Genomic DNA, 21060 nt, shown 5'->3' on the forward strand with positions numbered 1-21060 from the left:
ACCCGAACCCCAAGTCACGCGGGCCGTCTCGCGCACCCGCGACGTCCCGACACCGAAGGAAGCGATTCCGACGACACGGAGCGAAGCTGCCCACAAGATGGCAAACATCCGCCGAGCAACCGTCCGGGACGCTGAAGCGATCGGACTGTTCCAGATGCGTGCATGGGAGCAGACGTACCGCGGCGTCGTCCCGGACTCGTTCCTCGACGCCAGGGCCGCCCAGCCGGGAACCGGACGCTGGGCGGAGCGCATCCGTGGCGGAAGCCGGCGCGTGTTCGTGGCGGAGTCGGCCAGCGGCCGGCTCCTCGGCGTCGCCAGCACGACGCACTCATCCGAAGCACGGCACGGCCTTCCCGCGCTCGAACTATCAACCCTGTACGTCGATCAGGGCTCACACGGAACAGGGCTGGCGTCGAATCTCCTCCAAGCCGCGATCAGCGAAGACGACGCACACCTGCTCGTGTTCTCGTTCAATCTGCGCGCCCAGCGCTTCTACGCGAAGCACGGATTCGAGCGCATCGGCAGGCGGCAGCTCGACCCAGGAACCGGACTCAACGAAGAACGATGGATCCGGCAGCTCCCCGAACCCGACAGCCCGACTCGTTAACCGATCCACTACCGGTCAGCCCTGTGCCGGGACTTGATCTCAGGCGCTGATCCCTCCGCGAGGAGGAAGTAGCCGAGGAACACGAGGTCCTCGCTCGTGGTGTCGAACTTGGAGATGACGACCTCCGCCGGCTCGTAGAAGACATCACCCGCGCGGAGAGTGGTCTCTGCCTCGTCGCCGATTTGGAAAGTGACCGACCCCTTCTCGATGGTCCCGAACACAGGGCCGTTGTGAACATGGGCGCCACCCGTCGTGCCGGCCGCGATCGAGATTCGGCGCACCTCGACGTGCGATACGTCCATGCTGCCGCCGATAGCCTGGTCGAGAAGAGTCGATCGAGTGATGGGCGATTCAGTCATAGCCGCAGTCTGCCAGGACTAACCGGCCCTCCCGAGGAGCGTCCTGGACCTAAGCGGGTACGGCCAAAAGATCGCTCGAGGCTGTCCGTAGACCGAACGCCTTGACGCTGCAGGATCGTCGTCCCGATCCCCCAGTAGAGGCGGATGAATTCTGTGTTCACGCGGCGCTGCGCCGTGAACCGAGCCGCATGCACTTGCCGCGTCAGCTCGGCAAGAGCAGCGGCATACCCAGATCCGGCTGGCGACGAATCAGACATCACTGCCCAGTCTGCCCGACCGTGCAGGGCAAAGAAGAACCAACGAAGTGTTCTACGGGATCAGCTATGCCAGGGTGGAGATGACCCCCAAGCGGAAGGCGACCTCCACCATGGCGCAGAAAGTCACCACACACCTCGTCGACGACCTCACCGGCGACACCATCGAAGACGGCCACGGCCGCACCATCACGTTCGGCTTCGACGGCGGCCACTACGAAATCGACCTCACCGACGACAACGCCGACGCGTTCCGCGAAGCGTTCTCCGACTACATCGCCGCCGCACGCAAGATCACGGGCCGCTCCGGCCGCACCACTGCCGGCAGCGCGCCGAAGCGCGGTAACTCGGAAGACCTCGCGAAGATCCGCGAATGGGCCAACGCGAACGGCCACGAGGTCTCTTCCCGTGGCCGCATCAGCCAGGCTGTTCGCGACGCGTACGACGCCGCACACTGAGGCCGCTCCCCCAACGAAAGCAGCCGGTCACCCCTCGGGGTGGCCGGCTGTTCTCGTTCACGCCGATCCGGCGCTCTTATGTCAGTTTACTTCTCAGATACCTCTTGCAACGCAAGGCGATATGAGTTCACTTCATTATTGTAGCGTCGCTCTCGGCGCACGAAAGCTTCCACTCCACCTTCCATGATGCGTTGGATATCAGCGCGCACGAGAACATTCTCCAGTGCTCCGGCATGCTCAGCAACGTCATTGCCGTGCACCGTTGTGCGGACCCGGATCGAATCGGCAGCGTTCTCCAACACCACAACACGCTCCGCGTCCGCATTCACTGGAATATTAGCGTTGTGAGTCACCACGATGACTTGTCGGACCCATCTGCTAGCGCGTAGTTGGCGAACCACCAGTTCTGAAATCCATTCGGTATCGAGATCGTCTTCTGGCTGATCCAAAACCAACGGTTCGTTTCCTTGATGCAGGACAAAGCTCAACATTGCAGCGCTTCTCTGCCCAGGCGATCCAGCGAGAAGCGGCTCCCAGCGCTCCACGCCCGATGTTGAATGTCCGTAACGCAAGAACTCCATCTTGACGGAGTCGTCGGCAACCTCAGCTGCCAGCCGGACGCGGACTAACGGATCGACGTTAGCAAGGCGCTGAACCCACGTAGCTCGCAAATTAGCTTCTGCTGCAACGGCGGAGAAGTCTCCGCTTATGCACGCCGACTGCCATAGAGCGAAGCGGACATTCTGTGCGGCGGGCTCTTCGACCCACAACCACTCCGCGAGAGCAGGGACATCGTCGATGAAGCCGTCCGCACGAAGATTCAGAAGAGCGCGGACAGCGTCGACCCAGGATCCGAGGTCAGCACGACGCCGCATCTGGAACCGTAGGACAGAGCTGCGCTTTGACACCGTATTTAGAAGGGACGAACGGTCGGAGAACCGACTTTCCAACAGAGATGCAAGTTCAGCCCAACGCTTCGTCACGCCTTCTTCTAACTCGGGTAGCGCCTGTATGCGTCGATCAACTTCTGCAAGTTCTGATTGCTTCGCCGCCAACGAGGCACGTACAGCTTCGTACGCAGAGGGATCCAGACCAAGCTGAGCCAACTCGGCTACGTACTGAATACCGTCTCTCCGAGCATCTGCGATGCGTTCTGCCCAGGGCGACTCTTGTAGCTGACGAATAAGCTCATTCACGTCGCGTACGGCTCTTGCGATCGAAGAATCCAGTTCAGCCTTTAAACTCTGCTTGACCGCAGCAAGGCGACGAAGATGCTCCCTCGCATCCTCACTAAACTGGTCCGTTTCGGCAGGAAGATGCGACTCAGTGACAGCCAGTTGGTTCTCAACCTCCGCACCAACTTCTTCAAGGGCATTACTGAGCGAGCTATGATGCGAATCAAGCCACTTAGCTTCCCGATCCGCACGATCGTTGGCCGTTCTCCGAACGCGATTTGCGTCGTCGTCGAAAGCGGCAACCTGGCGCTCCAGCTCCTGAACAGCCTCGAAAAGGCCAGGGCGTGCTTGAACAGCCTCTCGCTCGGTCTGGGCTTGCCGGGCGGCACCCACCCAAGAAGTTCGCCGCTCATCTAACTGCTGGGAGAACCTCGCTAGAGCGAGATGCCCACTCGCTGAGAGGGCGTCGTCTACTAATTTGAGTAGGTTCCTCGAGGTCGAATCCGCGCCATCTTCACTCACGGCCGCACGCTCGAAGAGCTCTTTTTGACTGATCACCCGGACGGGGAATTCGGTGGGCGTCGAGACGCCGTCACCCCGAACGGTCATTGAACCGCCGGCTAATGTCCAAGACCCTGTTTGCTCTTCCGCACTGAATGGCAGCACATGCGTCGAAGTGAGTACTGCCGTTGAGAACACGGCTGATCGAAGTTGTTCCGCCTCTCGCCTGGCCTGGATCGGCAGCGCATCAATATCGCCATAGAGATGCCGGAGGCCAGCAACTACAGTCGATTTCCCAGCGCCTCTTCCGCCGATGATGACCGTCAGTCGTGGATCAAAGCTCACATTAACGGGGTCCTTCGTCGAGCTTGCTCCCGTGATTGTCAGCTGTTTCACCCAAGCATGCGAGACATCATTGGGCGTTTTTTCAGTTCCCGCGTAACGTGAATCCCAATCGCATATGACACGAGCTTCATAGTCAAGGAACGCCTGTCGGATTGCTTCCAGCGTCGGGGTCTCCATGCGTATCCACGTGAATCGACTCCCTAGATTTTCAAGAGCGTACGTGTCACTAGTTGCTATGAATGGCAAGCGCCGAAGACCCGGCAAGCTATCGAGTTCGCGCCTGATAAATCGCTGACGATATGACGCTTTGGGAGGTGGATCCCCGGCAATTTCGAAATCGACGTTGCCTACATCGACAGCGCCAAGGCGGTCATGGTGGAGAACTTTCCAGCGCAAGTCACCTTGAACCGTATTCTTACTACCGATTCCGTTATCGGTGAAGATGTGCGGCGCAATTGCCAGGAATCGATTATCGAGGCCGTCCAGAATTTGAGGCATTGTCTTCGGCGCCGACGCCGGAATACCCTCCTGGCCAGGGTTGAATTTGGGGTAGTCCACTCCAAAGCCGCAGGCCGATATTAGCAGTTCCCCCAAAGACGTAACCGGCGTCGTTGGGTCCGCAAATACGACCAGATGCGCGCCGTCTGATCCGGTAGCGGTTGTAACTTCAAAGCCAGGGAACACCGTAATGCCAACTCGACGTCCGGCCTCAATCATCTCGTCTGCCCAATCCACACTGTTGTGGTCAGCGAGTACGAGGACTTCGAGCCCAACGGCCGCCGCGCGCTGCATGTAGTCGTCTGCAGCAGCTCGCCGCCCTTCCGGCGTTTCAAGATTCCATGTCGACTCACCCCTAAATCGAGCTTCCCCGGGGGTAGCAACCTGCAGATCGCACTTCCACCACTTACTCACGAGCACTCCTCATTGATTCTCTCGAGTCAGCTTAGGTGTGCAGTCCCGACCAACCGCTCCCCCATCCTGGGGTAGTGCGGTCCTGGGGTATACCCCAACGCAACAGTGCCGGGAGTAGTCAAATCGCGTGGTTCTAGGGTGCTGTTTCGTACTTCTGCCACAGGAGTGTGCGAGGGTCTAGGAGTGGTGCAACACAAGACGCAGACCGTCGCCTACGTTCGGGTGAGCTCGGTCGATCAGAACCTCGACCGGCAACTCGAGACCATCGGCGACGTCGACCGCGTGTTCGAGGAGAAGATCTCCGGCGGTGCACGCGCCGACCGTTTGGCCCTTGCCGACTGCATCGGCTACGTCCGGGACGGCGACACCGTCCGAGTCGCATCGATGGACCGGCTCGCACGCTCCCTTGGCGACTTGCGCGACATCGTCGACGAGATCACCGCGAAGGGTGCCTCAGTCGAGTTCGTGAAGGAGCAGCAGACCTACAGCCGCGACACCGACGACGCGATCGGCCGGCTCATGCTCAACCTCCTCGGCGCGTTCGCTGAGTTCGAACGCACCCTCATCCGCGAACGCCAACGAGAAGGCATCCGCATTGCAAAGGCTGCGGGCAAGTACAAGGGCCGCAACCGCAAACTGACCGACGACCAGATCACCGAAGCACGCCGCCTCATCAGCACCGGCGTGCCGAAGACCACCGTCGCTCGAGGGCTCGGCATCGACCGCACAACTCTCTACCGGATGCTCGCCACACCTATCTCCCCCGCTGCCACCGATTCAGCCGCTGGCGACGTCGTCGGTGTGTAGCGGGCATTTTCGCGGGACAGGCATACGGGAATACCCCTGTTCAGGCGGCCGTAGGCAACGGAACCCGTTGTGAGCGACGACTGTCGCGTAGCGGTGAACGACCGGCTACCGAGACGTCGACATGACCGGTTCAGCGTGCGTACGATCGACGCTGTCGGCGCTTCGCCGGCAGATGGGGAGTATGTCTCCCGGGTGGGTGGGCTCCGATCATGGAGCTCTCATGGCTGTCGTCTACCGACGTCTCGTGGCAAATCGGTCCTTCGTCGCCGGCATCGGAGCGGTTGCCCTCTCGGCTATCGCGCTCGGCATGATCCCGCTGTCACTGATCCTTTCCTCTGGCACGTCCCTGGTCGACGGAGCCTTCGCCGCGGGAGCGTTCGGCCTGGCGAATGCGGTGGGCGTCCCGATCCAGGGGGCGCTGATGGCTCGCATCGCTGCGCGTTGGGTCGTGGGCTCCAGTGCGGGCATGAGCTGCGGCGTCATGCTCGCGGTCGCTGCGTCGCCCGGTTCGGCGTGGCAGCCGGTCCTCTTGGTTGGAGCCGGGGTGTCGTTCCCGGCCCTGGCTGCGGCACTTCGAGCGTCGATCCCGCGCTCGTTCTCGAGGCCCGGTGAACGCACCGGCGCCTACGCGCTGCTCTCGGTCGCGTTCCAAGCGGGACTCGCCGTCGGGCCGGTGGTGGCGAGCCTCCTCGCGACCTCAGCGACTCGACGTCTCAGCTTCGTGATCGTTGCGGCAGTGATCGCGACCGCTGGCTCCCTGCTGGCGTTATCGATTGGAAGAAGCGCACCCTCGCACCGTTCCGGTCCGCCCCTTCCGGTGGCCGGCGTGGCGACATTCGGCCGGATCCTCGCGATCAGCGGGCTGGTGAGCATGGCGACGGGATCGCTGACCGCCATCGTGCCTGCAGTGGCACAGGCGGTCGGGAGCCGAGGACTGACAGGACCCGTGCTGGCGGCTCTGGCGCTCGGAGAAGCGGCTGGTGCACTCCTCTTCGGCGCCCGCCCGTTGCCGAGCAGTCGACGGTCGCAATTGGTCACTGCTCTGGCTCTAACCGCGAGCGGGTACGCGGCACTGGCGCTCGTTGCTGGCCAGCTCGTGCTCGTGGCTGGTTTGGTGTTCATCGCCGGGGCGCTGTCGAGCCCCGTGACGATCCTCCTATCCGCCGCGCTCGACGACGTCGTGCAGCCGGGGATGCTCGCCAGCGCGTACGGACTGATCGTCGTGGCTGCCGTCGGAGGCGCTGCGCTCGGAACGATTGCGGCCGGCCTCATCATCGGTAGCTCGGCAGGCGTCGCCTGCGCAGCGGTCATATCGGCCACGGGAGTCGCAATCGCATCGGCACTTGCTGTTCCTCGCATCCAGCGTCGACCTACGTCTCACTGAGAGATCCCCTGCCGGGCGCGGCCTCGTGCCCTCGCTCGTCAGTGCCCGGTCACGGCCTGCGCGCCGAGGCGCGACTCCAGCATCGTGTCCATCGCCTCGTGCACCAGCGCGTCCCCCTGCTTCCGGGAGATGCGCTGGGAGGCGATGAGCGCTGCGATCCCCTGCATCGTGGCCGCGAACAGGAGCTTGAACATCTCTCGGGCGCCGCCATCCGCCTCCGACTCGTAAGACGCGCCCATGGCCTCATCCAGGACCCTGAACAAGGTGAGCGCGGCGTCGTGGACGGGGCCCTCGTGAGCGCTCGTCTTGGCGGCGAACATCAGTTCCATCAAGGCGGCGTCGTCGACGGCGAAGTCCACGTATGCCTGCCCCACGCGGCCGAGCCGCTCGCGGAGCGGCCCTGGTCCGGCCAGGGCTGATCGCACGTCGTCGGTGAGTCGGGCGAAGCCGCGCGCGGCGAGAGCTTCCAGTAGTGCCTGGCGGTCGATGAAGTGGGTCCTCGGAGCGCCGTGGCTCACCCCGGCTTGCCTCGCGAGCTCACGCAGGGACAGGTCGTCGACTCCGTTCTTCCGGAGCATCGCCTCGGCCTGCTCGAGCAGCACCGCGCGCAGGTTCCCGTGATGGAACGGCCGCATCGTCATGGCCTGATCCTAACGCTCGACTAGGCATTGACTAGATTCTAGTCACCGCCTAGATTGATGAGACGGCGCACACGCGTCGTCTCCGGATCGCGCCTCTCGGGGTGCGCTCGATGACAGGACGATGCACATGGATCGACAGAAGACTTTCGTGGTGCTCGGCGGGACGGGCCAGACCGGGCAGCACCTCATCCGTCTGGCGCTCGAGCAGGGGCACCGCGTGCGGGCCTTGGCTAGGACGCCGGCGAAGCTCACGATCGAGCATCCCGATCTGGAGATCGTCCGCGGCTCCATCACGGGGGACTCGGACCTGGATCTGGACGCGCTCGTGTCCGGTGCGGACTTCGTGGTCTCGATGCTCGGAGATGCTGCGGCGCAGCGCGAGCGTCCGATCAACACCGAGTTCGTCCGGCGGCTCATCCCTGCCATGCGGCGGCACGGCGTCGGCCGATTCCTCTACCAGGCGGGCGGGCTCAGCGCCGCTCCCGGGGTCGGGCTCCCGCCAGCGCTCCGCTTGATCCGGGCCACCATCGCCCGCGGGTACATCGGTCAGCACGAGGACAACGAGGCGGTGATGAGGTACCTCACCGACGAGGCAGGTGACATCGAGTGGATGGTCCACCGTGCCGGCATCGGGGGAGACGGCCCGTCGAAGGGCGCGCTGCATCGGTCAGAGAAGGCGTTCAGCGTCGCCACGTTCCGAGACTGCGCGGCGTACGCCCTTACGACAGTGATGGACGCCACCGCCATCCACACCTGCGACTTCAGCTCCTACCGCGCATCGGCAGGAGGCACGGCGAGGGCCTGAGCGACGAACGGAGATGAATGTCAGCCGTCCCTGTGGTGACGAGCGCGTCATGCCTGGTTGCCATACGGGCCAGCGGCCGTAAGCGGTCCCGTCAGTCGATCGTCTCGACGGCTGCCACGTGGCCCATCGAGAGACGAGGCGACTATCGCGCATCGTTCTGTACCGCGGTGGGAGCTCGAGCTCGAGCCGGCACCGAGTTCGCGAGTCCGCCGCTGTCCTCCTACGCCCGGGTCAGGAGCGAGGCGGTGGCGCCACAACGTCGAGCACGCGCAGCGGTGGTCTGCGGCCTTGGCCTGGCGATTCTGGGTGTGGCTTATCGAGCTCGCGGAGTGCGAGGACCGAGACTCCGACCACTGAGGCACTGCCAGGGGCAATTAGGGTCCGGGTAGCGGATGGTGGTTTCAAGTGGTCGTTGCAACGGGCGGTGGTGGAGGCCTCAGAGTAGCGGTCGGCGCGCAATGATGAGTCGTGGCCTACTTCCCTGTGACGAGCGCCGATGTCGACGAGCTGCGGGCGTTCTTGCGCGAGGCTGACCTGACCCTCGCCGGGCTTGATTCGCCAGCTGTGCGGATCTGGATCGAGCGCGGAGCCAACTCCGGAATTGTTGGCAGCACCGGTTTTGAGCTCAGCGCTGATGGCAGTCATGCCTTGATTCGAAGCGTCGCGGTGTCGGGATCGATGCGGGCGGCTGGGACTGGAACACGGCTTGCGAGATACGCGCTGGAGGAGGCCGCTCGCGCCGGCGCTGAGCGAGCATGGTTGTTCTCGCGTCGGTCGGGGCCCTTCTGGCAGAAGCTCGGTTTCACTCCCGCAGACCGCGACATGCTCGCGTCAGTCCTTCCCGAAACGCAGCAGGTTCGTCTGTTCACCTCAACTGGGCAACTCGAACGTGAGGTTGCCTGGTCTCGCGACCTCAGCGGCCTTTCACGGACACAGCAGTAGCTGTTCGAATGCTTCTGCCGGGGTGCGGTAGCCGAGCGTTTTGCGGGGTCGGCTGTTGAGTTCGGCAGCGACTTCGAGGAGCCGTTCCGGGGTGTGGACGGTGAGGTCGGTGGACTTGGGGAAGTACTGGCGGAGTAGGCCGTTGGTGTTTTCGTTCGAGCCGCGCTGCCAGGGTTTGTGGGGGTCGCAGAAGTAGATCGCGAGGTCCGTGGCGAGGGTGATGTCTTTGTGTCGGGCAAGCTCGGTGCCCTGATCCCAGGTCAACGACCGACGCAGATGCTCGGGAAGGGTCTGGATGGTGGGGATCATCGCGTCACGGACCGCGTCGGCGCTGTGTCCGTTTGGGAGGTGGAGCAGCATCACGTACCGGGTGGTGCGTTCAACGAGGGTGCCGATCGCGCTCCTGGCGTTGATCCCGACGATCAGGTCCCCTTCCCAGTGGCCGGCGACGGCACGATCGTCGGCTTCAGCGGGGCGTTCGCTGATCAGGATCATGTCGCGGATCTTCGACCACGACGCCCGCCGGGGTTCACCACGATGCCGACGGATCGCACGGCCGGTGCGGAGGTGTGTGTGCAGGTCAGCGCGCAGGTGACCGCGGCCCTGCACGAACAGGGACTGGTAGATCGTCTCGTGCGACACGTGCATCTCCGGCCGGTCAGGGAACGTCCGGGCCAGGTCATCACGGATCTGCTCCGGGGACCAGTTCCGCACCAACCGCAGCTCGACCTGCAGAGCAAGCTCGACTCGGTCCAGCTTCCGCGGTTTCGGGCGCCGCGCACGAGCCCGGTACTGCTTCTCGGCGGAGTACGGCCGGTAGCTGCCGCCAGCCGCGGCGTTCCTTGTCAGCTCTCGGCTGATCGTGGATGGTGCCCGACCGAGGGCTTTCGCGATCGCACGCACGCTCGCGCCGCTGAGGCGCAGGTCCGCGATCTGGAGCCGCTCTTCCTGGCTCAGATACCGGTCCGAGCGGGGCTTGTGCGCGAACGGGTTCCGTCCGCCGGCTGCTTTGACCCATCGGTATCCCTGACGTCGGTCCACGCCGACAGCATCACAGGCCGCCGTTCGTCCGAGGCCCTGTCTCAATAGCTCCCAGAACCGTGCCTCTCGAGCACGGTGTTCCAGCCTCGATCCCATCTGCAGCACTCCGATTCACGGTGGTGTTGCAACGACCGGCTGAACCCAAGGATCGTCAAGCGGACGGGCTGGTCTGAGGGACGAGACCTCCCTGCGGTCGCGATGATCGTATGAGCACCTCGTTACCGTCGTGCGGGTCGCGCGGATCACCGACGGGCATGAGCTGTCCGTCCGGAGCACACAGAGCCTCCGCTGGTTGCAGGCATTAGCTTCGAGGGGTGGACGAGATCCTCGAGGTGTCAGAAGTCATCGCCCTGCTGCGGCCGATGTTCCAGGTCATGCTCACGACCCCTGAGCTCGCGACGCTCACGCTGGACATCCTGCCGATCGACGACGTCACCGGCTCAGCGCTGGACGGGGACGATCTCGTCGAGCAGAACAGCGCCGTGGTCCGCTGGCGCATCATGCGCGAACGCGGTTGGTCCGGCGGTTTGTGGGTCGAGGACGGTCTCGACGCCCTCGTTCGCAACGTGCAGAGTGATCTCCAGGACTTCATCGCGGAGAGCCGATTCGGATGGGGTCAGCTCAGAGGGCCTCACGACCTACCGTGATGTCGACCTGGTCGACGCAGTGGCCCGGTCAGGACGTCCGGTGATCGATCGTTGACCGGGCGCGCACGGGATTTGGTGGGATCCTTCGGGTATGCAGGCGAACATCCGGCTGGTGACCGTCCGTGGCGAGCAGCAGGGCCGCGATGCGGACCTGGACCATGTGCAACAGTTCGAGGTTGAGACGGACGCTGGCCACAGGTACCTCGTCGTGTGTCAGGGCCCTCCTGTTAGCTCACCGTCGGACTGGGATGTGTCCAGCGCAGAGGATGGCCGCCTGGTGGGTCATGTGCGTCTACTCGGGGCGGGAATGCCGGGCGCTACGACCTACCGATTCAAGAAGGCTGGAGCGCTCTTCTCCAGCGGGAAGCAGATGGACCTCTGGAACGCGGTGCAATCGCTCCTGGAGTGACTCACGACCGGTAGCCGATCCCTCACCGGTACATCCGCCAAAGCGTCGGTGGTAGTCGTGGCGTGTGAGCTGAGCCGTAGGCGGACAAGCCAGGTGGGCCCCGAACTCACCGGCCGTCTTACCTGCTGTGGATCACGCGGCAGGGGAAGGAGCAAGCACGATCTCGCACGGACGACCGCTCAGCCCGTCGGAGAGCTCGGGATCGGGCTTGGTGATGGCGTGTTCATGCCGGCCGCGACGAGGAGGAGGAGCGATAAAACCATCCCGACAAGCACCAAGCTGTTGATGATCACGCCAGCGATCGCTGCCTTTCGTGGGCGCCGGCGAAGATCGATCATTCCGAGCACGAGACCGACGATCGGCAGGATGAGGAACCCGCCAGCGGCGAACGCGGAGATCAAGCCCAGCACCAGCGAGGCGACTCCGAACCCTCGAGGTCGGCGTATCGAGGTTGCGCCCCAGGTCCATTGCCGGGGAGGTGGCTGCCGTCCCGGGGCAAACATCGGGACAGGCCGTGCCGGCTGGGTTGGGTACACCGGTGCGGGCGCCTGGAATGGCGAGGCTGACGCAGCTGGTCGCTCCGCCCGTCCATGTCGAGGCGACGACGCTCGGTACGTGGGTCGCGTCGGGGTACTCCGGCGCGGCTGCGGTGCCGCTGTCTTGGGTGCTGCGTTCAGCCGGGGTTTCTGAGCTGCGAAGTACCGCTGCCTGAGCGCGACACGCATGGCCTGGCCGAGCATTCCAGGGACCGGCATCGACGCCGTGGCGACGTGATCGGCCCAAAACACGTTGCCGCGATGCCCGAGCGCCGTGAGGATCGGGTTGCGTGCTTCGATGATCGCGTTCACCACATTTGGATGGTCAAACGCCCACAGATCTTCCCCGCGGCTCCCGCCGCCCCGCACCAACACGACCACATGATTGGAAGCCGACGGGATAGCAGACAACGTCGCCGCGATCTCAGCAGGAGTGTCCGCCGTCCCCAACGACACAGAGCGCCGCTCCACCATGGGCCGCTGCGCTTGTGCCAACGCACCATAGAAATCGTCGAACGCTTCCGACTGGTGCCCAGTCACCACATACACACGCGAGATCACCTCCGGCAGTTGCTCGCTCAACACTCGTTCAGTGACATACGGCTCGACATCTCCCGGTCTAGTTGGAGTGTTACGGCCCGCTCGCGCCAACTCGGCAGCAACAGCAGCACGCGACTGCGCGAACTGCTGTTGCAACGCCTGCGGATCCGGCCGGAACGCCTGGAAATCGCCCACATCTGCCCCCGTCGTGTCGCCGATACTCACCGGCAAACCACCGTAACCGACCCCACCACCACCGCGACGGCGCCAATGTTCGCCAGTCCCTCGAGACGGAGATATCTTGCCGCGCCGCCCCGCCACCGGCTCGACCTCGCGTCTCAGCGTCCGATACACCGTCGTCCGGCTGACCCCAAGCACGTCCCCGATCTGCGCGACCGTCATGTCCCGCTGCTCATACAAGCGCTTGGCCGTCCGCACCTGATCCGCCGACAGTCGCGGCGGACGCCCACCAGTCCGTCCACGAGCACGCGCTGCCGCGAGGCCGGCGTGGGTGCGTTCCTTGATGAGGTTCCGTTCGAACTCCGCCAACGCCGCGAACACGTGAAACACCAGCCGGCCACCCGGAGACGTCGTGGTTACACCTGCGCGAGCCTGCCGTTGCGGAGCCGAGAGAGCCTTGGTACAGTCATCGACGCAAGGCCCTATGCGATCTTTGTGGTCGACCAAGGGGTCTTGCACCCCGCGAACCCCCGGCCTTGGCTGGGGGTTCTTGCGTTAGTCCAGCCAGTGGACGCCAAAATCTGACCCTGCTGCCCATCGGGTGGCGAGCTGCATGTACGCGACGATCGCTCCTTCAACCGGCTTCCCCTTGCTGCCCCAGATATCCGGGTGTTCCTGCCGATGCTTTTGGTAGGCGCCATACGCGATGAGATCCGCGGCCTGGATGAGCTGGCTGTACCGGCTGTCCTGCATCACCACGTCCTCGATGATTCGGCGCTGGCCAATCTCGAGGGAACGGTGAACTTCTCGGTACGGAGCGGCGTCACGGAGCGCTCTCTCCCACAACTCTCGGTCCCGCGGGGCAGTGAGCTCCTCACCTGGATTGCCCAGCCCCTGCTGGCCGTCGTACATCACCATCACCTGCGTGTCAGCACGATCCGCCCAGTCTTCGAGCCACGCGATAAAGCGGGCGTACGCTACCGGCTTCGACACGTCGCGCACGCCGATGGTGAACACTTCGAACTGCGCGTGCTTCGCGAGAGTGGAAAGCATGATCCGCGCCGCCGCCGCCCGGCTTGAAGTCCCGAACCGGGCATTTTGCTTGGTCGTTTCGCAGTACTCCCCCCGACCCTTGTAGAGCTTCGTCGCATGCAGCTCGGCAGTCTTCGGCACACCGAACTCGCGATGAATCGCGCGACGACCCTCTAGCCATGCGTTCAGCACCGTGGACCAGTGCGCGTCCTCCACGAGCAGCCCGGTGAGCGTCACACCGTGCTTCGAATCCCCCGAGTCGTCCACGTAACAAAGGTGCACCCCACGAGTATGGCGAACGTCGCGCCCTGTCGCTCCCCTATTCGCTGGGCCGAGGATGCTACAAGCCAGGGAAGCCGGCCACATCCTTCGTCTTCATGGCGGATCGGGCAACGATGCCTGCTCGTTCGAGCGTCGCGGCGTACCCACCCGCTCGGACCTGCGGCTGTGACTGCTCACGCTGTCCTGCGTGATTCTGGTCATGCTCTCTTGCCTCACTCGCTCGCGGGTGAGGCTGCGGCACGGAGGTAGGCGTAAACCGTCTCCCGGCTGACGCCGTACTCCTTCGCCAGCACCGTCTTCGGCACGCCGGCGCGAGCGCGGCCGATCAACTCCGCGACCTGCACTACGCCAAGCGATCGCGCCCGGCCGCGGTACACGCCACGCTGCTTTGCCAACGCGATCCCCTCACGCTGGCGTTCCCGGATCAGCTCGCGTTCGAACTCGGCAAACGCACCCATCATGTTCAGCAGCAGGTTCGCCATCGCACTGTCCTCTCCGGTGAAGGCCAGCTGCTCCTTAACGAACTCGACACGGACCTTCTTGTCCGTGAGCCGGCGCACGAGCCGGCGGAGATCTTCGAGGTTCCGCGCAAGCCGGTCCATCGAGTGCACCAGCACCGTGTCACCGTCGCGGACGAACCCGATCATCGCCTCGAGCTGCGGGCGATCCACGTCTTTCCCGGATGCCTTGTCCTCGAACACCCGATCCAGCACGACACCATCGAGCTGGCGCACCGTGCTCTGATCCAACGTGCTCACCCGCACATACCCGACCCGCTGACCCGACACCACGCCTCCGACCCCTACTTGTCCAGTTGAAGTCTAAGACCCTCAACAGAAAGTGTCAGACAAGCCCATATCGGACCCTATTCGGACGCGCGCCGCATCACGAGCCTGACGTCTAGTTGGGGTGTACTCCACCTGGGCGCTGACGTTGGCCGCTTGTACCGTCAAGGACGGGTCCCCGGGGCCTGGTCTGGTAGATCGCCGGACGGATGGCCGTTCACTTCGTTCTCAGTGTCGGCATCGGGGTCTTCTTCGGACTCTGCGAAGGCGCCCTCGGCGTCGAGGGCGTGGTGCGCTGCACGGCGTGCAGACTCCGAAAGTGCGGACCAAGCAGGGTCAATACCGCTCAGTTCACGACGCGCAAGTGCTGCGGCGACCGACCCCACGCCTGAATTCTCGGCCGCGCGCCGCTGAATCTCAGCAGCAATCGACCCGACTTTCGTCCCGTCGGCCGCACGGCGCTGGATCTCAGCAGCAATCGATCCGAGGTTCGCCCCCTCAGTCGCACGCCGCTGGATCTCCGCAGCTATCGACCCAAGGGTTGCCCCCTCAGTCGCACGCCGCTGGATCTCCGCAGCTATTGACAACTTCGGCATTGCCGCCTGCGCGGCAAAGACTGCTGAGTTCATCTGCTGACGCTCCCAAAGAGAGAAAGCGCTTGATGTGAGCGTCCGTGTACCCTGCGCATTTACGACGCCGAAACGTGGCCCGGTGTAGATGGGGGCGGGCTGGATGTCGGTGCGGTCTCTATCGATGCGCATCCCGTGCTCACCAACGGTGTACCAGGCAGTGATGTCGAGCTCTTGGTACGAGCTCTCGTCATCATCATCTGGCCAGTCGATCCAGTCGAAAGCAACGCGGGCCGTCATACGGATTCTTGTCCGGTACGACCGGCCTCCATCTACGAGATTGCGGGCAAACGCCCAAACGAGTTCGGGAGTGCCAGGGTCGCTGACATCAGCATCGACCGATTCACTCAGATCGAGAGCGACCCACAGTTCGGGCGCATGAAGCTTCCCATCGAGGAACAGTGCACGAACCAGATTGCTCAGATCCTCCGCTTCCGGGACGACGCGGTCTTCCTCGCTGGAGTACTTCTGGGGAGGCTCAAAGTCGTTGAGCGTCTTGCAGATGCGGATGGTCCCATCTGCCAAAATCGATTCAATCTCGTCGCGGAGCTCTGGATGAAGGTCCGTGCCCTTGGTGTTGCGGTAGGCGAGGTCCTTTGAGATGAACACGATCTCCTCGTCCGGGAACTCGCGGGCGATGTCGAGCACGGTGTACCAGTGCAGCGCGTCACGGTAGCCGCCACCATTTTGGTTGAACGGCTTGCCGCGGTCGATCGCGCGCTGAGCAACTTCGTCGTGCGCAACGACCGGGGTGTCCCTGATGACTACCCCTTCCGCTTCGAGGAAAATTGTGGCGTCGTAGTTGCTAGCCCAGCGTTCTACCTCATCGGACGCGGCGCGTATCGCCCGCTTCACCTCGTCCGGTGCTCGGTGCACGTCGACCCGGGGACGCTGATCGCGACGGTTCTCCCGAACCTTCCCAGTGATCTCAGCGGCAACGATGCGAGGTACCAACACGGTGAGGGTGCCATCGTGGATCGCCGTCGTGATTGCGCGCCACGTACCGCCCTGTAGCTCGGGGTTCGGCACGACTGCGTTCGCATCGGGTACAAGAATCATGGAGATCGGTCTTCAGTCTCGGGTTCCACGAAACGCTTCGGGCGGGTCAGTAGCGGCGCCGGAGGCATCGAGGAACACTTGGAAGTAGGCGGTGAGTGGGTTTGCGTCGGTAAGAGCGCTCATGTCGACAGCGGCGATCTTGTCGGCCCATGCCTTCCCGACGAGGACTCGCACCCAGGGGCGGACTGCTGGTGTGACCGGGACTCTGTCGTCAGTGCCGGGACGGCGGGCGGACACTGACACGGTCAGGACCTTGCCGTCGCCGGCCGCATCCCCCGTCCAGGCTTCTTCGGTGGTGAAGTCTGCTGTAAACAGGAAGGCGGTGTCGGGTTCGTTGACGGCCTGTATCGGCCCGAGACGTGGCATCGTCGCAGCCCGCGACCGGGCCGTCTCTTCAAGCTCGGCGCCCTGCTTACCGCCGTGCGTGGCGAGAATGTCGGTGGAGTCCCCGGCGGCCGTGAAGAGGGCTTGCTGGAACGCTCGGATCTCGGGTTCGTGGTTCGTCCAGATGACAGCCTCGAGAGGGTCTTCTGGTGCCGACTCGGCAAGGTGCCCGCCGGACTGTTTGTAGGCCAGCATCAGCGCGTCAACACCGGCGGTTTTCCGTGCGGCCTCGACCTGGGCCACCTCAGCTGCCGTACTCGGAAGCCCAAGCAGATGCCCTCGCAACGGCTTCGCAGCGTCGATGACGGCCTGGTGGTACTGCATCGCGCAGATTGCAGCGGCGGCGTCCGAAAGGTGGTCTCCCGTGAGCTGGGGAACATATTCCTCAGCCGGCACTTCGAGTTCCCCGACCGTCAGGTTCGCCGCGGCCGCGACCGCGCACACCGCGTCCCACCCGGGGTAGAGCTCCCCAGCTCCCCACCCGTTCACGATGGTGTCGTTTTGGCCGAGCGCGGCAGCAAGTTCTGCTGCGCCACCAGGGAGACGGCGTACCGCGTTGGCGATCCAGAACGGCCGGAGCTCCCCAGCCCGCCACTGTGCGAATGTGGCCGGGAACGACCGTTGAGCTGTGGCGACGCTCACGCCGTCGAGGCGTCTCTGGAGTGCCGTGGTGTCGATCCGGTTCATAGGTTCCATGATGTTCCCCAACTGCGAGCGGACTGTCCACGTGCAGCACTGCCGTGTCTTCCAAGAGCGCAGATCCGGAACGGTCGCGTTCGGTGACGACGGTGGATGCGGGCACGCAAGAGGGGGCCACCGTGCGGTGGCCCCCTCTTGGCGGTTGCTACTTCCCGTCGTGCTCTGGGTTTGGCTTGCGCCGCTGGGCCGAGATCTTCGTGACCATGATGATGCTGGCGATCGCACCGAGGCCGCCGGAGATCCCGAGGAACACGCGGGTCACGGGGTCTTCCAGGAAGAAGATCGCGATCACGAGGACTGCGACGAACACGGCTTCGAGGATGAGCCAGTACGCGAGTTTCCGATTCATGGGATCAACTTCCGCAGGTGTTGATGGCATCTCCGACGCTGTAGACCGTACCTGCCACGCCTACTGCGAATCCGACAGCGCCAATGGGACCACCCACGCCAGTGCCGATCACGGCGACCGAAGCTGCCGTGGTGATAACGCCGGTGACAGCACCGAAGATGGCGCCACCGCAGTCGAAGCCGGTCGGGTCGGAGTTGTTGATGGGGTCACTGGCAGCGAAGGCGTACCGGTTGCCGTTGCTCGGGTCGAGCGGGCTGTCGAGGGTGTCCTGCTGTGTCCAGGCGCCGATGTACGGGTTGTACCAGCGCTGGCCGAACTTCACGAGCCCGGTGTGGATGTCGTCGATCCCGGCCTTGAACGTGAACGGGTTCGACGGCAGACCATCGCCGCCACCGTCGTAGGAGACGGTGTCTGTGCCGTACGGGTCGACGGTCTTCACGAACGCTGCTGGGCTGCCGGTGAGGAGCGCGAAGGGGTTCCCGGAACCGTCGTAGGCGTACTGGCCGAGCGCGTCGGACGGGGTCGACAGGGCGATGGGCTGCCCGGTCTTGGCGTCGTTGACGATGTTCGCCCGGTTGCCGTTGCGAGTGGAGCTCGTGAGGGTGGGGGTGCCGTTCTGGTCGGCGCGCCCGTACTGGTACGTACGGGTGTCGCCGTTCGGGGTGGACAGCGACAGCAGCGACTTCTGGTCGGCGCCGGCGTAGGTGTAGTTGGTGACCTCAGAGCCGTTGTGGATGGCCTGGGTCATCTGCTCGGCGGCGTTGTAGGTGAACGTGTACTCGGGTGCTGCGGTCAGGTTGCCGGCGCCGTCGTAGGTGTATCCGGTGTTGGTGATCTGGTTCGCAGCGTTGAAGGTCAACGTCTGGTTGGTGCGGACGGTGCCGCCGGAGGTGGTGAACTTCGCCGAGGTGCGGTTCCCACGGATGTCGTACCCGAACTCCCACGTCCCAGGCGTTGCGGAACCGGTGCCGGTGGTCACGGTCTTCGTGACGCGGCCTCGGCTGTCGTACGTGTACGCGGTGCTCTGCCCGGAGACGTTGTCGGTGACCCACTGGAGTTCCGCGCGGTCATTTGCGCTCGTGGTGCCGCAGTTGGGTGAGGTGCTGCCGGCGTTGTAGCAGTAGTACAGGTCGTAGATTCGCTGGTTGCTGCTCGAGGACGGACCAACCCATCCCTGAACCTCCTGGATGCGGCCGCTGCTGTCGTAGTCGGTGTGCGTACGGCTGGCCCAGGTGCTGTTGTCCGCGTTCGAGTCGACGTAGGTGTCGGTACGACGGCCGGTGTCGGGGTCGGCGACAAAGCGGATGGTCTCGGTGGTGTTATTCGGTGCCGGCGTCGTGGTGGAAGTCAGCGTGCCGGAGTCGTCGTAGGTCGAAGTGAGGGTGCCGTCCTGGTCTGTGTAGGACGTCTGGTTGCCGGCCTTGTCGTAGCCGTAGGTGATGCCGCTCAGGCCGGGAGTATTCGCGGTGTTGGTAGTGGTGAGGAGATTCCCGAGCTGGTCGTAGGTGTTCGTGACCGTCCCGCCGGCGGAGGCCTGGGTGAGCAGGTGTCCGGCGTTGTCGTACGTGTTCGTCACCGACGCAGTGCCGTCGGAGAAGCTCGTGGTGAGGACCCGGTCGTTGCCGTCGTAGGTGTAGTTCGTCGTCCGACCGGCACCGTCAGAGGCTGATGCGATCCGGCCGAGCGCGTCGTACGAGTACCCACGAGCCGCGAGGCTGGTGCCCGTCACCGGGGTGACGGTCTTGAGCTGCTTGTTCTCGTACGTGTAGCTGGTCTTGTTCGAACCGTTGCCCGGCGCAGTCGCGGTCGCGACCTGCCCAGCCGTGTACGTCAGCGTCGACGTCGCGGCGGTGGCGCCGGTGCCGGTGCCGCTGGTCAGCTGATTCCCGACGCCGTCATACGTCCGTGCGGTCGCGTTCCCGGCGCTATCGGTGGTCGATGCCGGCAGGTAGGCAGTCGCAGCAGGAGATGCGTTGTAGCTCAACGACTGCGATGCGCCGCCACTTGAGGCGACCTTCGTGAGGGACTGGCTGCTGTTCGCGCCATACGTCGCGGTCGTCGTCGACGCACCCGAACCAGACCCGATCGTCGAGGTCGACGGCTGCAGGTTCGCGCCGTTGTACGTCTTCGACCGCACCCGACCGACCGGGTCCGTGACGCTGTTCACGAGCTTCTGCGACGAGTTGATCGCGTACGTCGTGTGCGGCACCGCGGACACCGCGGAAGCGGTGCTCGTGTTCGGGGACGCGACCAGCGTCGACGTCGCCGAGGCGTAGTCGAACCGGGTCGTCGACGCGCCGGCAGCGCCGGCGGTGGTGTTGGACTGCAGTACCTGGGACACCTTGTGCGTGGTCCCGGAGTAGCTGATCGTCGTTGTCGCGCCCGTCGGGCTTGTGATCCCCGTCAGGTCGTTGCCGGAGTACGCGAACGTCGTCGTCTTCCCAGCACCATCGACGTAGGAGGTGAGATTGCCGTTGGTGTCCTTCACCCAATTCACCGACCGGGCAGTCGAGCCACTCCCCTGCGTCACCGTGTACGTCCGCGTGGACGCGTCGTAGGCGCCGTTCGCGGTCTTCGCCGCTGCCGTCCCGGCGGTGCTGGTGATGGTGGTGGGCACGCTGGCGGTGTTGGACATCGTCACCGTGTTCCCGTTCTTGTCTGCGACCGACACGGGAACACCGTTGGTGTTCGAGGTGATGACCTGCCCCGTCGCCGGATCGGTCAGCGTGTAGGTCGGGTTCGTGGTCGCCGACGCGACCAGCTTGCGGAGGAACCCGGCAGGAGCCGTGAACGTTGTCGACGTGGCCGACGGGAAGTTCCACGTCGCACCATCAGCGTCCGTGTACACGACCGATCCCGAAGCGCCCGACGAGAAGGAGCCCGCACCAGCGATCCCCGTCGTCCACCGGACTGCCTGCGCGGTGTTCGCGTTCGAGGTCTGCCATCCGAGCGAGTTGTACGTCTGCGTGATCGCATTCGTCCCACCAGCGCCCGGCAACGCCAGACCTGCAGTCGTGACCTCGAGGTTCCCCGTCGCGACGTCGACGGCAACGCCGACCTGGTCCGACACCGCGAACGGCAACGTCGTCGCCGACGGCCGCGAACCGGTCAGGCCGGTCGCGGCCGGCCCGGTCGGAATCGCGGCGTGCGCAACCTGGGTGACACCGCCCACGAGCGCAACGCTGACCGCGCCAACGAGCGCAACCTTCCAACCGAACGATGAATGGACTGCCTTACGGCGTGGAGCAGAGAGCACGGGTTCCCCTAATGGAAGCAACACGCTGACGCGGTGATGGAA

At 64.2% G+C, this 21060-nt stretch carries 19 protein-coding genes and 1 pseudogene; 8 read left to right on the top strand and 12 right to left on the bottom strand.

The annotated features are described in order from the left end of the window. On the top strand, nt 1–607 hold a 607-nt coding region (locus EDF48_RS17195; RefSeq protein WP_131881504.1), incomplete at its 5' end, for a GNAT family N-acetyltransferase. Nucleotides 608–615: 8 nt separating this feature from the next. Here EDF48_RS17195 and EDF48_RS17200 read toward each other — a convergent pair. Continuing rightward, the gene (locus EDF48_RS17200) at nt 616–966 is read right to left on the bottom strand and encodes a cupin domain-containing protein (RefSeq protein ID WP_131881506.1); all 351 of its coding nucleotides are present in this window, start codon (nt 964–966) and stop codon (nt 616–618) included. A gap of 367 nt (nt 967–1333) precedes the next feature. Between EDF48_RS17200 and EDF48_RS17205 the strand changes: the two genes are divergently transcribed. Continuing rightward, complete coding sequence (locus tag EDF48_RS17205) at nt 1334–1678, top strand: Lsr2 family protein (protein ID WP_131881627.1); 345 nt, start codon at nt 1334–1336, stop codon at nt 1676–1678. Nucleotides 1679–1764: 86 nt separating this feature from the next. Here the strand turns inward: EDF48_RS17205 and EDF48_RS17210 are convergent, their stop codons facing one another. Next, nucleotides 1765–4611 carry a TrlF family AAA-like ATPase gene (locus tag EDF48_RS17210; protein ID WP_131881508.1) on the bottom strand — a complete coding sequence of 949 codons (2847 nt, stop codon included), beginning with the start codon at nt 4609–4611 and terminating at the stop codon, nt 1765–1767. A 141-nt stretch (nt 4612–4752) separates the two neighbouring features. Here EDF48_RS17210 and EDF48_RS17215 point away from each other — a divergent pair, with 141 nt between their 5' ends. Both EDF48_RS17215 and EDF48_RS17220 read left to right on the top strand, forming a co-directional pair. Next, nucleotides 4753–5418 carry a recombinase family protein gene (locus EDF48_RS17215; RefSeq protein WP_243698133.1) on the top strand — a complete coding sequence of 222 codons (666 nt, stop codon included), beginning with the start codon at nt 4753–4755 and terminating at the stop codon, nt 5416–5418. 220 nt (nt 5419–5638) lie between these two features. Continuing rightward, nucleotides 5639–6802, top strand: coding sequence for an MFS transporter (locus EDF48_RS17220; RefSeq protein ID WP_165932450.1), 1164 nt, complete (start codon nt 5639–5641; stop codon nt 6800–6802). Nucleotides 6803–6840: 38 nt separating this feature from the next. Here EDF48_RS17220 and EDF48_RS17225 read toward each other — a convergent pair whose 3' ends face one another. Then, nucleotides 6841–7443 carry a TetR/AcrR family transcriptional regulator gene (locus EDF48_RS17225; protein ID WP_207913289.1) on the bottom strand — a complete coding sequence of 201 codons (603 nt, stop codon included), beginning with the start codon at nt 7441–7443 and terminating at the stop codon, nt 6841–6843. A gap of 127 nt (nt 7444–7570) precedes the next feature. On the opposite strand from EDF48_RS17225, the gene EDF48_RS17230 reads away from it, so the two are divergent. Together EDF48_RS17230 and EDF48_RS17235 are read left to right on the top strand one after the other, a co-directional pair. Beyond that, a complete protein-coding gene (locus EDF48_RS17230) occupies nt 7571–8248 on the top strand; it encodes an NAD(P)H-binding protein (RefSeq protein ID WP_131881514.1) in 678 nt (225 codons plus the stop codon). Nucleotides 8249–8716: 468 nt separating this feature from the next. Then, entirely contained in the window at nt 8717–9190 is a 474-nt protein-coding gene (locus tag EDF48_RS17235; protein ID WP_207913290.1) for a GNAT family N-acetyltransferase, read from the top strand. On the opposite strand, the gene EDF48_RS17240 is transcribed toward EDF48_RS17235, so the two are convergent. Continuing rightward, nucleotides 9173–10231 carry an IS30 family transposase gene (locus tag EDF48_RS17240; RefSeq protein WP_347812853.1) on the bottom strand — a complete coding sequence of 353 codons (1059 nt, stop codon included), beginning with the start codon at nt 10229–10231 and terminating at the stop codon, nt 9173–9175. The two genes, EDF48_RS17235 and EDF48_RS17240, sit on opposite strands and share 18 nt — an antisense overlap. Nucleotides 10232–10545: 314 nt before the next feature. On the opposite strand from EDF48_RS17240, the gene EDF48_RS17245 reads away from it, so the two are divergent. Both EDF48_RS17245 and EDF48_RS17250 read left to right on the top strand, forming a co-directional pair. Continuing rightward, nucleotides 10546–10878 carry a hypothetical protein gene (locus tag EDF48_RS17245; protein WP_131881516.1) on the top strand — a complete coding sequence of 111 codons (333 nt, stop codon included), beginning with the start codon at nt 10546–10548 and terminating at the stop codon, nt 10876–10878. Between the two features lie 91 nt (nt 10879–10969). Further along, nucleotides 10970–11287, top strand: a complete 318-nt coding sequence (locus EDF48_RS17250) for a hypothetical protein (RefSeq protein ID WP_131881518.1) — start codon at nt 10970–10972, stop codon at nt 11285–11287. Between the two features lie 179 nt (nt 11288–11466). Here the strand turns inward: EDF48_RS17250 and EDF48_RS17255 are convergent, their stop codons facing one another. From EDF48_RS17255 to EDF48_RS17285, 8 genes and pseudogenes are all read right to left on the bottom strand, one after another. After that, the gene (locus EDF48_RS17255) at nt 11467–12588 is read right to left on the bottom strand and encodes an exodeoxyribonuclease VII large subunit (RefSeq protein WP_243698134.1); all 1122 of its coding nucleotides are present in this window, start codon (nt 12586–12588) and stop codon (nt 11467–11469) included. A 120-nt stretch (nt 12589–12708) separates the two neighbouring features. Next, nucleotides 12709–12957: pseudogene (locus EDF48_RS19490) on the bottom strand (recombinase family protein); the annotation flags it as partial. Nucleotides 12958–13098: 141 nt separating this feature from the next. Continuing rightward, a complete protein-coding gene (locus EDF48_RS17260; protein WP_207913291.1) occupies nt 13099–13842 on the bottom strand; it encodes a DUF3800 domain-containing protein in 744 nt (247 codons plus the stop codon). A 227-nt stretch (nt 13843–14069) separates the two neighbouring features. Further along, nucleotides 14070–14645: a recombinase family protein gene (locus EDF48_RS17265; RefSeq protein WP_131881635.1), complete on the bottom strand. Its 576-nt coding sequence runs from the start codon at nt 14643–14645 to the stop codon at nt 14070–14072. Between the two features lie 161 nt (nt 14646–14806). Further along, a complete protein-coding gene (locus EDF48_RS17270; RefSeq protein ID WP_165932451.1) occupies nt 14807–16300 on the bottom strand; it encodes a PIN domain-containing protein in 1494 nt (497 codons plus the stop codon). Between the two features lie 42 nt (nt 16301–16342). After that, a complete protein-coding gene (locus tag EDF48_RS17275; RefSeq protein ID WP_131881526.1) occupies nt 16343–17401 on the bottom strand; it encodes a hypothetical protein in 1059 nt (352 codons plus the stop codon). A gap of 157 nt (nt 17402–17558) precedes the next feature. Next, nucleotides 17559–17762, bottom strand: coding sequence for a hypothetical protein (locus EDF48_RS17280; protein WP_131881528.1), 204 nt, complete (start codon nt 17760–17762; stop codon nt 17559–17561). A gap of 4 nt (nt 17763–17766) precedes the next feature. Continuing rightward, nucleotides 17767–20934, bottom strand: a complete 3168-nt coding sequence (locus EDF48_RS17285) for an RHS repeat-associated core domain-containing protein (RefSeq protein ID WP_131881530.1) — start codon at nt 20932–20934, stop codon at nt 17767–17769. Between the last annotated feature and the right edge of the window lie 126 nt (nt 20935–21060).

The sequence above is a fragment of the Curtobacterium sp. PhB191 genome (assembly GCF_004346515.1).
In the GTDB taxonomy this organism is placed as follows: Bacteria; Actinomycetota; Actinomycetes; order Actinomycetales; family Microbacteriaceae; genus Curtobacterium.

Coding starts and splice junctions, on each gene's coding strand:
- EDF48_RS17200 (WP_131881506.1), bottom strand. CDS start 966: ATGACTGAATCGCCCATCACTCGATCGACTCTTCTCGACCAGGCTATC.
- EDF48_RS17205 (WP_131881627.1), top strand. CDS start 1,334: ATGGCGCAGAAAGTCACCACACACCTCGTCGACGACCTCACCGGCGAC.
- EDF48_RS17220 (WP_165932450.1), top strand. CDS start 5,639: ATGGCTGTCGTCTACCGACGTCTCGTGGCAAATCGGTCCTTCGTCGCC.
- EDF48_RS17225 (WP_207913289.1), bottom strand. CDS start 7,443: ATGACGATGCGGCCGTTCCATCACGGGAACCTGCGCGCGGTGCTGCTC.
- EDF48_RS17230 (WP_131881514.1), top strand. CDS start 7,571: ATGGATCGACAGAAGACTTTCGTGGTGCTCGGCGGGACGGGCCAGACC.
- EDF48_RS17250 (WP_131881518.1), top strand. CDS start 10,970: ATGCAGGCGAACATCCGGCTGGTGACCGTCCGTGGCGAGCAGCAGGGC.
- EDF48_RS17275 (WP_131881526.1), bottom strand. CDS start 17,401: ATGAACCGGATCGACACCACGGCACTCCAGAGACGCCTCGACGGCGTG.
- EDF48_RS17280 (WP_131881528.1), bottom strand. CDS start 17,762: ATGAATCGGAAACTCGCGTACTGGCTCATCCTCGAAGCCGTGTTCGTC.